Source organism: Kitasatospora sp. NPDC101235 (assembly GCF_044767505.1).
Lineage (GTDB): Bacteria > Actinomycetota > Actinomycetes > Streptomycetales > Streptomycetaceae > Kitasatospora.
In genome coordinates this window covers 1-12,232 of the sequence record NZ_JBIWNZ010000043.1, presented here as the reverse complement: position 1 = coordinate 12,232, position 12,232 = coordinate 1, and the positions used below count along the sequence as shown (strand labels likewise).

Sequence of the window (12,232 nt, the reverse complement as noted above, 5' to 3'; positions counted from 1 at the left end):
GGCCGTGACCTCTCACCGCCTCCGGGCGCGCCCCTCGGCCCCCGGCTGCTCAGTCCTCGTCGTAGCGCGGGTCGATGGCGTCCGGCGACAGCCCCAGCAGCTCGGCGACCTGCTCGATCAGGATCTCGTGCACCAGCGCCGCGCGGTCCTCCCGGGTCTTCGCCCGGATCTCCACCGGCCGCCGGTACACCACGATCTGGCTCTTGCGCCCCTGCTTGCCCGGCGACACCCGCCCCAGCGGCACGCCGTCCTCGGCGCCGGCGCCGTCCGGTTCGTGGAGCGGAACCTCCTGGACGGCGAACTCCACCTCGATCAACTGCGGCCAACGCCGTTCGAGGCGCTCCACCGACTCGCGCACGTAGTCGTCGAACAGTTCGGAGCGGGTGAGCGAGATCGGCACCTGGGGTGGAGCCAGCGGGCCGCGCAGGCCCCTGCCGTGCCGGTCGCGGTGCCGGGGGCGGCGCGCTGGGCCTGTCGATGACTGCGGTGCGGAGCTGTCCATATCACTGCCGAGCGTAGTCCTTGGAGGGTCGGAAGTGGACCACTCCGACCGGGAATCGCACGGGGCGTTGGATACGCGGCCCCGGCGCCCGGACGGCGACACGGCACCCCCTCCGGGCAGGCGGTCTTCGCTCCCCGGCGAGGAGTGCGGTACCGTCCACCCTCGTGAGCTCTGTACGTCGTTGTTCGCGGACCGCGTGCGGCCGGCCGGCCGTCGCGACGCTGACGTACGTCTACGCGGACTCCACCGCCGTCCTCGGCCCGCTCGCCACCTACGCCGAGCCGCACTGCTACGACCTGTGCGCCGAGCACGCCGAGCGCCTCACCGCCCCGCGCGGCTGGGAGGTCGTCCGGCTCGCCGCCGAGGCCGGCCCGCTGCGCCGCAGCAGCGACGACCTGGAGGCGCTGGCCAACGCCGTGCGCGAGGCAGCCCGCCCGCCGACCACCCGTCAGGGCCGCGGTCCCGAGGGCGAGTCCACCGAGAGCGGCCGCCGCGGCCACCTCCGGGTCCTGCGCTCGCCCGACAACTGAGTCCTCACCCGGCACGGGGCGTTCGCCCGGCCCGGGTACGCTGCCCGTCTACCGTCACCGCGCCCGTCGACCGGACGCGCGGTGGCCCGACATGTCGTGATCAGTCCTAAGACCAGGGTGGAGCCGCAGTGCGCGACCTCAAGCAGCTCGTGAAGGCGTACGACGTCCGAGGCGTCGTCCCGGACCAGTGGGACGAGAGCCTCTCCCGGGCGTTCGGCGCCGCGTTCGTGCAGGTCACCGGTGCGTCCGCGATCGTGGTCGGGCACGACATGCGGCCGTCCTCCCCGTCGCTGAGCCTGGCCTTCGCCGAGGGCGCCGCGGCCTACGGCGCCGACGTGGTGCAGATCGGGCTGTGCTCCACCGACCAGCTGTACTACGCCAGCGGCAAGCTCGACCTGCCCGGCGCGATGTTCACCGCCAGCCACAACCCGGCCCAGTACAACGGCATCAAGCTGTGCCGGGCCGGCGCCGCCCCGGTCGGCCAGGACACCGGCCTGGCCGAGATCCGCGAGCTGGTCGAGTCCTGGACCGCGGAGGACGACACCGTCACCGTCCCGGCCAAGGACGTGAAGCCGGGCGAGCTGTCCGCCCAGGACACCCTGCGCGGCTACGCCGATCACCTGCTGGGCCTGGTCGACCTCGCCGCGATCCGCCCGCTCAAGGTCGCGGTGGACGCCGGCAACGGCATGGGCGGCCACACCGTGCCGACCGTCTTCGACGGCCTGCCGATCGAGCTCGTCCCGATGTACTTCGAGCTGGACGGCACCTTCCCGAACCACGAGGCCAACCCGCTCGACCCGAAGAACCTGGTCGACCTCCAGGCCAAGGTCCGCGAGGTCGGCGCCGACCTGGGCCTGGCCTTCGACGGCGACGCCGACCGCTGCTTCGTCGTGGACGAGTGCGGCGAGCCGGTCTCCCCGTCGGCGATCACCGCCCTGGTGGCCGCCCGCGAGATCGCCCGCGCCCGGGCGGCCGGCGAGGCCGAGCCGACGATCATCCACAACCTGATCACCTCCTGGACCGTCCCCGAGGTGGTCCGCGAGCTCGGCGCCAAGCCGGTGCGCACCCGGGTCGGCCACTCCTTCATCAAGCAGGAGATGGCCGAGACCGACGCCGTCTTCGGCGGCGAGCACTCCGCGCACTACTACTTCCGCGACTTCTGGCGGGCCGACACCGGCATGCTGGCCGCGCTGCACGTGCTGGCCGCGCTCGGCGGGCAGCCGGGCACGCTGTCCGAACTCACCGCCGAGTACGACCGCTACGCCGCCTCCGGCGAGATCAACAGCACCGTGGCCGACCAGGCCGCCAGCACCGCCGCCGTCCGCGCCGCCTACGCCGGCGGGGAGGGCACCACGGTGGACGAGCTGGACGGCCTGACCGTGGCCGGCCCGGACTGGTGGTTCAACCTGCGCGCCTCCAACACCGAGCCGCTGCTGCGCCTGAACGTCGAGGCCAAGGACCCGGCGAAGATGGCCGAGCTGCGCGACGGCGTGCTCGCCATCGTCCGCGGCTGAGCGACGCCCGGCCCGGCGAACGCCGCCGGGGGGCCGAGCAGAGCGCCTGACCACGGGCGCCGGTGCCCCGGCCGGTAGGGTTTCCTATCGGCCGGGGCACCGGCGTGCCACCCCCGAACTTTGGAGAGCCCCATGAAGCTCGAATCCTTCCTGCTGGAGATCCTGGTCTGCCCGCAGTGCCGGGCCGCGCTCGCCGAGGGCGGCACCGAGGAGCAGCCCGAGCTGGTCTGCACCGGTGCGGACTGCGGCCTCGCGTACCCGGTCCGCGAGGGCATTCCGGTCCTCCTGGTGGACGAGGCCCGCCGCCCGGCCTAATCCTGGGGAGGAAGCCCCACCCCGACCGCCCGGCGCGCAACGGAGCGCGCGCCCAGGACCGCAGCCGGAGGTTCGCCGCATGCTCGACGACACCCTGCTCGACGACCCGGCCGCCCTCCAGCGTGCCGACCACGACCGCGCCCTGCTGGCCCTGGCCGGTGCCGGCGCGCGGGTCCGCACCGCGCTGCGGCAGGCCGAGGCGGCCGGCCTCGACCGGCTGCGTCCGGACGGCCGCCCGCGCGCCGTCCTGGTCGCCGGGCACGGCAGCGCGCTGACCGCCGCCGAGATGCTGTCCGCGCTGGCCGGCACGGCCTCCCTGATCACGTCGCTGCCGCCGACCGAGGCGGCCGCGCCTCGCACCGACCGGGCCGGCGCCCCGGCCGCCTTCACCGCTGGCCTCGGCTGGCAGCTGCCCGGCTGGGCAGGCCCGCTGGACCTGCTGGTGATCAGCTCCGCCGACGGCGGCGAGCAGGGCCTGGTCGGCCTCGCCGAGCAGGCGTACGCGCGCGGCTGCGCGATCGTCGTCACCGCCCCGGCCGGCAGCGCGCTGGCCGAGGCCGCGCTGCAGGTGCGCGCGCTGCCGCTGCCGTTCGTGGCCTCGGTGCCGGCCGAGGACCTCACGCCCGTCCGGGCCGCCGAGCCGGACCTGCCGGCCGAGGACCCGGCGGCGCTCTGGTCCCACCTCTCCCCGCTGCTGGCGCTCGCCCAGAAGATCGGCCTCACCCAGCTCCCGTACGACGCGCTGCTGGCCGTCGCCGACCTGCTGGACGCCACCGCCGTGCGCTGCCGCCCGGACGCCGCCGCGTACACCAACCCGGCGAAGGGCCTGGCCGCCCGGCTTGCCGGGACGGTCCCGCTGCTGTGGGCCGAGGGCCCGATCGCCGGGGCGGCCGCCACCCGGTTCGCCGCCCAGCTGGCCGACCGGGCCGGGCGGCCGGCGCTGGCCGGGCCGCTGCCGCAGGTGCTCACCGCCCATCGCGGCATGTTCACCGGGCAGCTGGGCGCGGGCGTCGACCCGGACGACTTCTTCCGCGACCGGGTCGAGGAGCCGGATCCGCTGCACCTGCAGGTCCTGCTGCTGCGGCACGCCCCGGGCGCGGCCGGCGCGGCGGCGGAGGACGAGCAGGACGGCCCGGCCGAGGTCCCGGAGGAGGACGCCGGGCCGCGCAGTTTCGGCGTGACCCGGGCGCACCGGCTGGCCGCCGCGCACGACGTCCGGCTGACCGAGTACGCGAGCACCCGGCCGGACGCGCTGCACGCACTGGCCGACCTGGTCGCGCTGACCGACTTCGCCGCCGTCTACCTGGGGCTCGCAGCCGCGCAGTCCTGAGACGGCGGGCCGGGTGGAACCTCCCGGCCGGGTACGGTAGGCGGTCGACGACGCCGACCGACCTGTGAGGAAGAGGCATGAGCGAGCGAAGCGAGCTCGTCACTGAAAGGTGCGTGTTGCGCGAAGCGCCCGCCGAGCGTGGCGAGGTGGCCGCATGAGCGCCGAAGGCGGCACCAAGGCACTGATCGCGGCACTGTCCGCGAACCTGGCGATCGCGGCGGGCAAGTTCACCGCCTTCGGCTTCACCGGCTCCTCCTCGATGCTCGCCGAGGGCGTGCACTCGGTGGCCGACTCCGGCAACCAGGTGCTGCTGCTGATCGGCGGCAAGCGGGCACGCCGGGCGGCCGACGAGGAGCACCCCTTCGGGTACGGCCGCGAGCGCTACGTGTACGGCTTCCTGGTGGCCATCGTGCTGTTCAGCGTCGGTGGCCTGTTCGCGATCTACGAGGGCTGGCACAAGATCAGCCACCCGGAGACGCTGGACTCCTGGGGCTGGGCGGTCGGTGTGCTGCTCTTCGCCATCGCCATGGAGGGCTGGTCCTTCCTGACCGCGATGCGGGAGTCGGACAAGGCCAAGGGCAAGCAGAGCTGGGTTCAGTTCGTCCGCACCGCCAAGGCGCCGGAGCTGCCGGTGGTGCTGCTGGAGGACGCCGGCGCGCTGGTCGGGCTGGTACTCGCGCTGTTCGGCGTCGGGCTCACCGTGATCACCGGCGACGGCGTCTGGGACGGCATCGGCACCCTGTGCATCGGCGTCCTGCTGGTGGTGATCGCCGTGGTGCTCGCCCTGGAGACCAAGTCGCTGCTGCTCGGCGAGTCGGCCTCCAAGGAGTCGGTGCGCCGGATCCGGGAGGCGCTGGTGGACGGCGAGGCCGTCATCCGCGTGATCCACATGCGGACCCTGCACCTCGGGCCGGAGGAGCTGCTGGTCGCGGCCAAGATCGCCGTCAACGCGGAGGACAGTGCCGCCCGGGTGGCGGAGGCGATCGACGCCGCCGAGGAGCGGGTCCGCGCGGCCGTCCCGATTGCCCGGGCGATCTACCTGGAGCCCGATGTCTACAGCGCCGAGAAGGCCGCGGCGGGCGACGACCCGGCCGCCACGCCCGGCGGCCCCGGCCCCGGCGCAGAGCACTGACCCCAGCCTGGGGCCCGGCTTGAGAGCGGCTCGGACCGGGGGCCGAAATCGGTCATCGGCGGACGGCCGATGGGGCCATCAGTGTAGATTCGTCACCAGAGCCAGAACGTCGCTGCTGATGGCGGTCGATCGGCGGTCCGCGTCCGTAGGGTGTGCGCCGGTCGAGGGAGAGAGGTCCTCCGACGGTTTGTGCTGCGCAACGGGAAGCCGGTCCATCACGGACCCGGCCGCCCCGGCGTGGCCGTGCACCCGTACGGCCCGACGCACGCGACGCACGCCCTGACCTTGGCCCCACCCCCATCAGCGAGGAGCAGACGCATGTCGACCGACATCACCGGTGACTTCAAGGTCGCCGACCTTTCCCTGGCGCCGTTCGGCCGCAAGGAGATCCAGCTGGCCGAGCACGAGATGCCCGGTCTGATGGCGATCCGCGCCGAGTACGCCGAGTCGCAGCCGCTGGCCGGCGCCCGCATCACCGGCTCGCTGCACATGACCGTGCAGACCGCCGTCCTGATCGAGACCCTGACGGCGCTCGGTGCCGAGGTCCGCTGGTGCTCCTGCAACATCTTCTCCACCCAGGACCACGCGGCCGCCGCCATCGCCGTCGGCCCGGAGGGCACCCCGGAGAACCCGCAGGGCGTGCCGGTCTTCGCCTGGAAGGGCGAGACCCTGGAGGAGTACTGGTGGTGCACCGAGCAGGCCCTGACCTGGCCTGACGGCAAGACCCCGAACATGATCCTGGACGACGGCGGCGACGCCACCCTGCTGATCCACAAGGGTGTCGAGTTCGAGAAGGCCGGTGCCGCGCCGGACCCGGCCACCGCGGACAACGACGAGTTCCGGATCATCCTGGAGCTGCTCAACCGCACCCTCAAGGACACCCCGAACAAGTGGACCGAGGTCGCCTCCACGATCAAGGGCGTGACCGAGGAGACCACCACCGGTGTCCACCGCCTGTACGAGATGCACCGTGACGGCAAGCTGCTGTTCCCGGCCATCAACGTCAACGACGCCGTCACCAAGTCGAAGTTCGACAACAAGTACGGCTGCCGCCACTCGCTGATCGACGGCATCAACCGCGCCACCGACGTCCTGATCGGCGGCAAGGTCGCGGTCGTCGCCGGCTACGGCGACGTGGGCAAGGGCTGCGCCGAGTCGCTGCGCGGCCAGGGCGCCCGCGTGATCATCACCGAGATCGACCCGATCTGCGCACTCCAGGCCGCGATGGACGGCTACCAGGTCACCACCCTGGAGGAGGTCGTCTCGATCGCCGACATCTTCATCACCACCACGGGCAACAAGGACATCATCCTTGCCTCGCACATGGAGAAGATGAAGCACCAGGCGATCGTCGGCAACATCGGCCACTTCGACAACGAGATCGACATCGCGGGCCTGGCGAAGCTGCCCGGCATCGTGAAGACCGAGGTCAAGCCGCAGGTCCACGAGTGGCGCTTCGCCGACGGCCACACCATCATCATGCTGTCCGAGGGCCGCCTGCTGAACCTGGGCAACGCGACCGGCCACCCGTCCTTCGTGATGTCCAACTCCTTCGCCAACCAGACGATCGCCCAGATCGAGCTGTTCACGAAGACCGAGCAGTACCCGATCGGCGTCTACGTGCTGCCGAAGCACCTGGACGAGAAGGTCGCCCGCCTGCACCTCGACGCGCTGGGCGTGAAGCTGACCACCCTGACCCAGGAGCAGGCCGACTACATCGGCGTCCCGGTCGAGGGCCCGTACAAGGCCGAGCAGTACCGCTACTGACCGGTTGACGATCCGACGGCCGGCGCCCTCCCCTCCGGGGGCGCCGGCCGTCGGCGTCTGCGGGGCCCGTCGGGCCGCCCGTCAGCGGGGCTTGTCTGCGGGGCCCGACGCCGCCCAGGAGGCCTCGTCCGCACCGAGCACGTCGAACTGTGCGAGCAGGCCCGCCAGTCCGCCGATCCGCTGCACCGACGGGATTCCCGCCGCGGTCCCGTTGGCGCAGAGCTGGACGCCCTTCTCGACCCGGCACACCGGTGTGCCGCCGCCCGGCCTGCCGTCCGCGAACACCCCGAAGCCGTCCGGCTGGATTGTGACGCTCAGCCACTTCCCGTCGACGGTGTACGACAGGATGGCGCTCCACGGGGGCTCGGAGTTCCTGGACGGCCGGTGTATCTCGGCGTTCCGCAGCTTGAGGTCGGCGGGCACGCCGGTCGGCCGCACCGGGAACGGGACGTCCCGGTTGCCGAACTCGACGCCGGCCGCGACCCGGAGCAGGTCGTCCTGGACCTTCGCCCCGGACCACACCGTGGCGTTCAGCTGGGCCCAGCGGCCGGAGGCGGTCATCCAGCGCAGGCCGACCGGGGCTCCCGACGCGTCGGTGACCAGCCAGCGGGCCTCCCGGCCGGCGACCGCGGGCGCGGTGGCCGTGTGCTGCCCGGGGGCGAGGGACTCGCCGGGGTCGCGCAGCAGTTCGAGTTTCAGGCTGGGGACCGCGTTCTGGACGGCGGTCCTGGTGGTCGCGGTGACGACGGACCGGTCGTCGGAAACCGCGTAGCCGACGGCCGGTCGGGCCAGCCACTCCGGCAGCCAGCCGAAGCGGGCTTCGGCGCTCAGCGGACCGGTGTGCGCCGCCGGTGCCGGCGTGGCGGTCGGGGACGGCGCGAGCGAGGACGGGGCGGTGGGCGCGGGGCCGGCCGGCACGGGCGGTCCGCCGGACGGGCGCAGCAGCAGTACGCCCGCCAGGACGGCGGCGGTCGACCCGGCCACCACGCCGATCAGGGCCTGCCGGCGCCGGCGCAGCCGGCCCCGCCCGCGGGCGATCACCGCCGAGGTGTCGAGTGCGGCGGGCGGGGCAGGGGCCTCGGCGAGGGCGCTCAGCCGGGCGGTCAGATCACGCTGCTCGTGCGACCTCATGACGTCCTCTCGGCGGTGGTGGGGCGGGTGGCGAGCGTCGTCCGGAGGGTGGCGAGAGCCCGTGAGGTCTGGCTCTTCACGTTGCCCGAAGAGCAGCTCATCGCGTCGGCGGTCTGATCGACCGTGAGGTCGCAGTAGTACCGGAGCACCACGGTGGCCCGCTGTTTGGGCGGCAGCGCGGCCAGCGCCTCGCGCAGGTCGAGCCGGGCGTCGAGGTCGGCTGCCACCGCAGCGACGTCCACCGGCGCCGCCGTCCGCGAGGTCCGCCCCCACCAGGGCGAGCGCTGCTCGGCGAGGAAGGTGTTGACCAGCACCCTGCGGGCGTAGCCGTCCAGGTTCTCGACCCGGCCGGCCCGTGACCAGTTCACGTACAGCTTGGTCGCGCACTCCTGCACCAGGTCGTCGGCCCGGTGCCAGTCCCCGCACAGCAGATAGGCGACCTTGCGCAGCCAGCCGCTCCGGGAGGCCACGTACTCCGTGAACTCCACGTCGCGCGTCTGCTTCGCCATCCGCACCCCCTCTCGTCGTGGCGGCGACGCCTTGCCGCGCCGTCCGCCGCTCTAATGCGGGCACCGGTCGGAAGGTTGCATGCGGAGTGCGCACGTAGGCTTTCCGGCATGCCCAACGGCCGGTACTCGCTCCACACAGCCACGACTCCCTTTGGCCACGACCACGTCCTGCTCGGTGAGGAGCGCTTCAGCTGCGCCCCCGGGGCGGCCGGGTGGCGGTACGTCTCCAAGACCTACGCGCCGGACGGCCGGGTGCTCGGCAGCACCGACCTCACGCTGGACTCGCGCGCCCGGCCGCTGCGGATGGAGTTGCGGGCCGGCGGCTGGCAGGTGCGCGGCGGGGCGGTGGACGGGGTCGCCTGGGTCCGTACCGACGCGGCCGACCCGGGCGGCGAGCACGCGGCCGAGGGCCACGACCGGGCGCACGCCTTCACCGGCCGCTCGCCCGGCTTCCTGGTCGCCACCGCCCGGCTGCTGCGGCTGCGGGAGGGGGCGAGCGCGCGGGTGCGGCTGGTGGCCTTCACCGAGCCGGTGCTGGCGCCGCGCACCCTCGACCAGGGGTGGCTGCTGGAGGGCGTCGACACGCACCCGACGGATTCCGGGCCGCTGCTGGTCGAGCGCTACCAGGTGGCGGACCTGGAGACGGGGGAGCAGCAGGTCGTGCACCTGGCCGGGGACGTGGTGCTGGCGGCGGAGGGGATCGAGCTGGAGGAGCTGGAGTCGCCGCCGAACGCCTGGCGGGTGGGAGCGGAGGAGGAGTAGCGGGCTCGTACGGCCGTGGCGGCCCGCCTCAGGCGGGCGGGGCGAAGCCGGTGTCGGCCGCGGGCTTGTCGACGGGGGACTTGACGAGGGACGGAGCCGCCGGGGCGGCGGGTGCAGTGGGTGCGGCGGGCTGCACGGGCACCGGCGGTGCGGCGGGTGCGGCGGCCGGCGCCGCGGGCGCGGGCTGTGCCGGCAGACCGAGGACCCGGACGGGCCGTCCGCCGGCCGGGCCCGCCGGAGCCGCAGGGAGCGGACCGGAGGCCGGACGGGGAGCGGGCACCTGGGCGGGGGCCGGCCCGGCCGTCCGCAGCTGCTCCTGGGCCCGCATCCACTCCCGCCGCTGGCGCTCGGTGAGCACCGCGCCCAGGTAAGCCGACGGGTGCAGCCCCGGCGCGATCGGGTGGCCGATCAGGGCGGACAGGTCCTCGGCCAGCCGGGAGGACATCCGGTGCATCACCGCCGGATCCAACTGGCCGATCCGGCCCAGAAGCTGGCGGATGGCCAGCCAGAGCGGCTCTGGCACGGCGGACAGGTCCATCGCGACCAGCTCGTGGCCCATCGCCTGCAACAGGTGCGGGTGCACCGGCGGCAGGGGGGAGGCGGAGCCGCCCGCCCCCGGGGTGCGCTCGCGGACGACCACCGTCCCGGCGAAGATGTCGCCGAGCCGCTTGCCGTCCGAGTGCACCGCCGAGGTGATCACGGCCGGGGCGCCGGTCAGCACGATCATCTCGAAGAAGCCGACCAGCCCGCGTACCAGCGAGTGCCGGAACCGCACCGGCCCGCCGTCGGTGCGCACCACCCGCAGGCCGAGCGCGGCCTTGCCGAGCGAGCGGCCGCGGGTGAGGGTCTCGACCATCACGGGCACGGCCACCAGGAAGAACACCATCAGGCCGATCATCGTGGCGGCCAGCGCCGCGTTGTCGATGCTGATCAGGGCGAGGCTCAGCAGCAGCGTGAACACCAGCAGGGCGGCGAACTCCACCAGCAGGTCGATCACGATCGCCAGTGCCCTGCTCGGAAGCTTCGCCGTCTGGAGGCCGAGAACGACCGCCTCACCCGTCACCAGGTCGCTCAAGACACCTGTCCGTTCACGTTCTTGGAGCCCGTACGGCTCGCCCATGAAGATTCGCTCCTGGGAGCGCGACAGTGCCGGGGGAGGGAATCACCCCGGATCGGCTCCCCGTGACCCGCTCTCCGCAGTCTGATCCGCAGCCGCAAACATACGGGGCCCGGTGGGCGCACGGGAAGTGAGATCCCGACGGCCGTGGTGGCGGCCGCTGCTGGCATGCTGGGCGCCGCACGTGTCCACCCGCCCGCCCGCCCGCGCACGCACGTCCGCGCCCGCCGCCGATCATGGAGCCGCCGAAATGGACCTGGACGTCTTCGTCGCCACCCACCAGGGGGAGTGGGCCCGGCTGGACGCCCTCGCCCGCCGGCGCCGGCTCAGCGGAGAGGAGGCCGACGAGCTGGTCACGCTCTACCAGCGCACCACCGGCCACCTCGCCAAGGTCCAGGCCGCCGCGCCGGACCCGGCCCTGGTGAGCCGGCTGACCGGCCTGGTCTCCCGTGCCCGCAGCGCAGTGACCGGCGCCCGGACCAACGGCTGGCAGGACGTCGCCCGCTACTACACGGTGAGCTTCCCGGCCGCGCTCTACCGCGCGCGCCGCTGGTGGGTACCGGTGGCGATCGTCTCGATGGCCGCCACCGTACTGCTCGCGTGGTGGATGGCCACCCACCCGGAGGTCCGCAACAGCCTGGTCGCGCCCGAGCACCTCCAGGAGCTGACCCGCCCCGGCGGCCAGTACGAGACCTACTACTCGGACCGGCCGGCCAGCTCCTTCGCGGCCCAGGTCTGGACGAACAACGCCTGGATCGCCGTGCAGTGCCTGCTGTTCGGGATCGCGCTGGGCATTCCGGTGCTCTTCGTGATGTGGACCAACGTGGTCAACCTCGGCATCGGCGTCGGACTGATGGCCTCCGCCGGGCGCCTCGACGTCTTCCTCGGCCTGCTCATTCCGCATGGCCTGCTGGAGCTGACCGCGGTCTTCGTGGCAGGCGGTCTCGGTCTGCGCCTCGGCTGGACCGTCATCGATCCCGGCCCGCGCACCCGCTCGGTGGCACTGGCGGAACAGGGCCGAGCGATCATCGGAATGTCGATCGGCCTGGCGACGGTACTGGCGGTCTCCGGTGTCCTCGAAGCCTTCGTGACCCCGTCCGGCCTGCCGACCTGGGCCCGTATCTCCATCGGCGTGCTGGCCGAGGTGGCCTTCCTCCTCTACGCGCTGGTGCTGGGCCGACGGGCGGCCGAGGACGGAGAGTCCGGCGACCTGGATGCGGCCGACCGGGCGGACCTCCAGCCTGTCGCAGCCTGAGCCGGCGTGATCAACAGGCGTCTGACCTGCTACTCTTCTACTCGTCCCGGCCAAACCATTGACGTGGTGAGGGTGGGCTAGTAGGTTTGAACGGTTGGGACTGACTGGACAACGGTCGGACCCGGGCGTTAGTGTCTACGACACCGCCGAATCGAGGCGAGCGCATTTCACGAATGTGCGCCCTCCGACGAAGCAAATCCCGCGGACTGAACACTCCGAAGCCTTTGATAGGCTCCGGGACGAAGTTCGCAGGAAATCCCGCCAGCGGGAATCGGATGAATGAAACTCCGGAAAACGGAGCGGAAAACATCTGATAAGCTGGAAACACGAAAGAACGAAGCCCGGAGGGTCCGCTGGAAGGCGGTCCG

At 73.0% G+C, this 12,232-nt stretch carries 12 protein-coding genes; 8 read left to right on the top strand and 4 right to left on the bottom strand.

The window, feature by feature from the left end; genetic code table 11:
- Window positions 1-49: 49 nt before the first annotated feature.
- Window positions 50-502, bottom strand: coding sequence for a metallopeptidase family protein (locus tag ACIRRH_RS39775; RefSeq protein WP_403077654.1), 453 nt, complete (start codon window positions 500-502; stop codon window positions 50-52).
- A gap of 164 nt (window positions 503-666) precedes the next feature.
- Here ACIRRH_RS39775 and ACIRRH_RS39770 point away from each other — a divergent pair, with 164 nt between their 5' ends.
- The 6 genes from ACIRRH_RS39770 to ahcY all read left to right on the top strand — a co-directional run bounded on the left by ACIRRH_RS39770 (window position 667) and on the right by ahcY (window position 7,090).
- Window positions 667-1,032: a DUF3499 domain-containing protein gene (locus ACIRRH_RS39770; protein ID WP_224284589.1), complete on the top strand. Its 366-nt coding sequence runs from the start codon at window positions 667-669 to the stop codon at window positions 1,030-1,032.
- Window positions 1,033-1,160: 128 nt separating this feature from the next.
- Window positions 1,161-2,546: a phosphomannomutase/phosphoglucomutase gene (locus ACIRRH_RS39765; protein WP_403077651.1), complete on the top strand. Its 1,386-nt coding sequence runs from the start codon at window positions 1,161-1,163 to the stop codon at window positions 2,544-2,546.
- Between the two features lie 132 nt (window positions 2,547-2,678).
- Complete coding sequence (locus ACIRRH_RS39760; protein WP_224284587.1) at window positions 2,679-2,861, top strand: Trm112 family protein; 183 nt, start codon at window positions 2,679-2,681, stop codon at window positions 2,859-2,861.
- A gap of 79 nt (window positions 2,862-2,940) precedes the next feature.
- Window positions 2,941-4,191, top strand: coding sequence for an SIS domain-containing protein (locus ACIRRH_RS39755; protein WP_403077648.1), 1,251 nt, complete (start codon window positions 2,941-2,943; stop codon window positions 4,189-4,191).
- A 154-nt stretch (window positions 4,192-4,345) separates the two neighbouring features.
- Window positions 4,346-5,323: a cation diffusion facilitator family transporter gene (locus tag ACIRRH_RS39750; protein ID WP_403077646.1), complete on the top strand. Its 978-nt coding sequence runs from the start codon at window positions 4,346-4,348 to the stop codon at window positions 5,321-5,323.
- A gap of 318 nt (window positions 5,324-5,641) precedes the next feature.
- Complete coding sequence (gene ahcY, locus ACIRRH_RS39745) at window positions 5,642-7,090, top strand: adenosylhomocysteinase (protein ID WP_224284670.1); 1,449 nt, start codon at window positions 5,642-5,644, stop codon at window positions 7,088-7,090.
- Window positions 7,091-7,171: 81 nt separating this feature from the next.
- Here the strand turns inward: ahcY and ACIRRH_RS39740 are convergent, their stop codons facing one another.
- Together ACIRRH_RS39740 and ACIRRH_RS39735 are read right to left on the bottom strand one after the other, a co-directional pair.
- On the bottom strand, window positions 7,172-8,221 hold the full coding sequence (locus tag ACIRRH_RS39740; RefSeq protein WP_403077643.1) for a hypothetical protein: 1,050 nt from the start codon (window positions 8,219-8,221) through the stop codon (window positions 7,172-7,174).
- Window positions 8,218-8,730: a SigE family RNA polymerase sigma factor gene (locus ACIRRH_RS39735; protein ID WP_403077640.1), complete on the bottom strand. Its 513-nt coding sequence runs from the start codon at window positions 8,728-8,730 to the stop codon at window positions 8,218-8,220. Before ACIRRH_RS39735 ends, ACIRRH_RS39740 begins: the two co-directional genes overlap by 4 nt.
- A gap of 108 nt (window positions 8,731-8,838) precedes the next feature.
- Here ACIRRH_RS39735 and ACIRRH_RS39730 point away from each other — a divergent pair, with 108 nt between their 5' ends.
- On the top strand, window positions 8,839-9,492 hold the full coding sequence (locus ACIRRH_RS39730; RefSeq protein ID WP_224285474.1) for a hypothetical protein: 654 nt from the start codon (window positions 8,839-8,841) through the stop codon (window positions 9,490-9,492).
- A 28-nt stretch (window positions 9,493-9,520) separates the two neighbouring features.
- Here ACIRRH_RS39730 and ACIRRH_RS39725 read toward each other — a convergent pair whose 3' ends face one another.
- A complete protein-coding gene (locus ACIRRH_RS39725) occupies window positions 9,521-10,567 on the bottom strand; it encodes an RDD family protein (RefSeq protein ID WP_403077637.1) in 1,047 nt (348 codons plus the stop codon).
- Between the two features lie 292 nt (window positions 10,568-10,859).
- Here ACIRRH_RS39725 and ACIRRH_RS39720 point away from each other — a divergent pair, with 292 nt between their 5' ends.
- Window positions 10,860-11,864 (top strand): stage II sporulation protein M, encoded by a 1,005-nt coding sequence (locus ACIRRH_RS39720; protein WP_403077634.1) that lies wholly within the window; start codon window positions 10,860-10,862, stop codon window positions 11,862-11,864.
- The last annotated feature ends 368 nt before the right edge of the window (window positions 11,865-12,232 follow it).

Coding starts and splice junctions, on each gene's coding strand:
- ACIRRH_RS39775 (WP_403077654.1), bottom strand. CDS start 502: ATGGACAGCTCCGCACCGCAGTCATCGACAGGCCCAGCGCGCCGCCCC.
- ACIRRH_RS39760 (WP_224284587.1), top strand. CDS start 2,679: ATGAAGCTCGAATCCTTCCTGCTGGAGATCCTGGTCTGCCCGCAGTGC.
- ACIRRH_RS39755 (WP_403077648.1), top strand. CDS start 2,941: ATGCTCGACGACACCCTGCTCGACGACCCGGCCGCCCTCCAGCGTGCC.
- ACIRRH_RS39750 (WP_403077646.1), top strand. CDS start 4,346: ATGAGCGCCGAAGGCGGCACCAAGGCACTGATCGCGGCACTGTCCGCG.
- ahcY (WP_224284670.1), top strand. CDS start 5,642: ATGTCGACCGACATCACCGGTGACTTCAAGGTCGCCGACCTTTCCCTG.
- ACIRRH_RS39740 (WP_403077643.1), bottom strand. CDS start 8,221: ATGAGGTCGCACGAGCAGCGTGATCTGACCGCCCGGCTGAGCGCCCTC.
- ACIRRH_RS39735 (WP_403077640.1), bottom strand. CDS start 8,730: ATGGCGAAGCAGACGCGCGACGTGGAGTTCACGGAGTACGTGGCCTCC.
- ACIRRH_RS39730 (WP_224285474.1), top strand. CDS start 8,839: ATGCCCAACGGCCGGTACTCGCTCCACACAGCCACGACTCCCTTTGGC.
- ACIRRH_RS39720 (WP_403077634.1), top strand. CDS start 10,860: ATGGACCTGGACGTCTTCGTCGCCACCCACCAGGGGGAGTGGGCCCGG.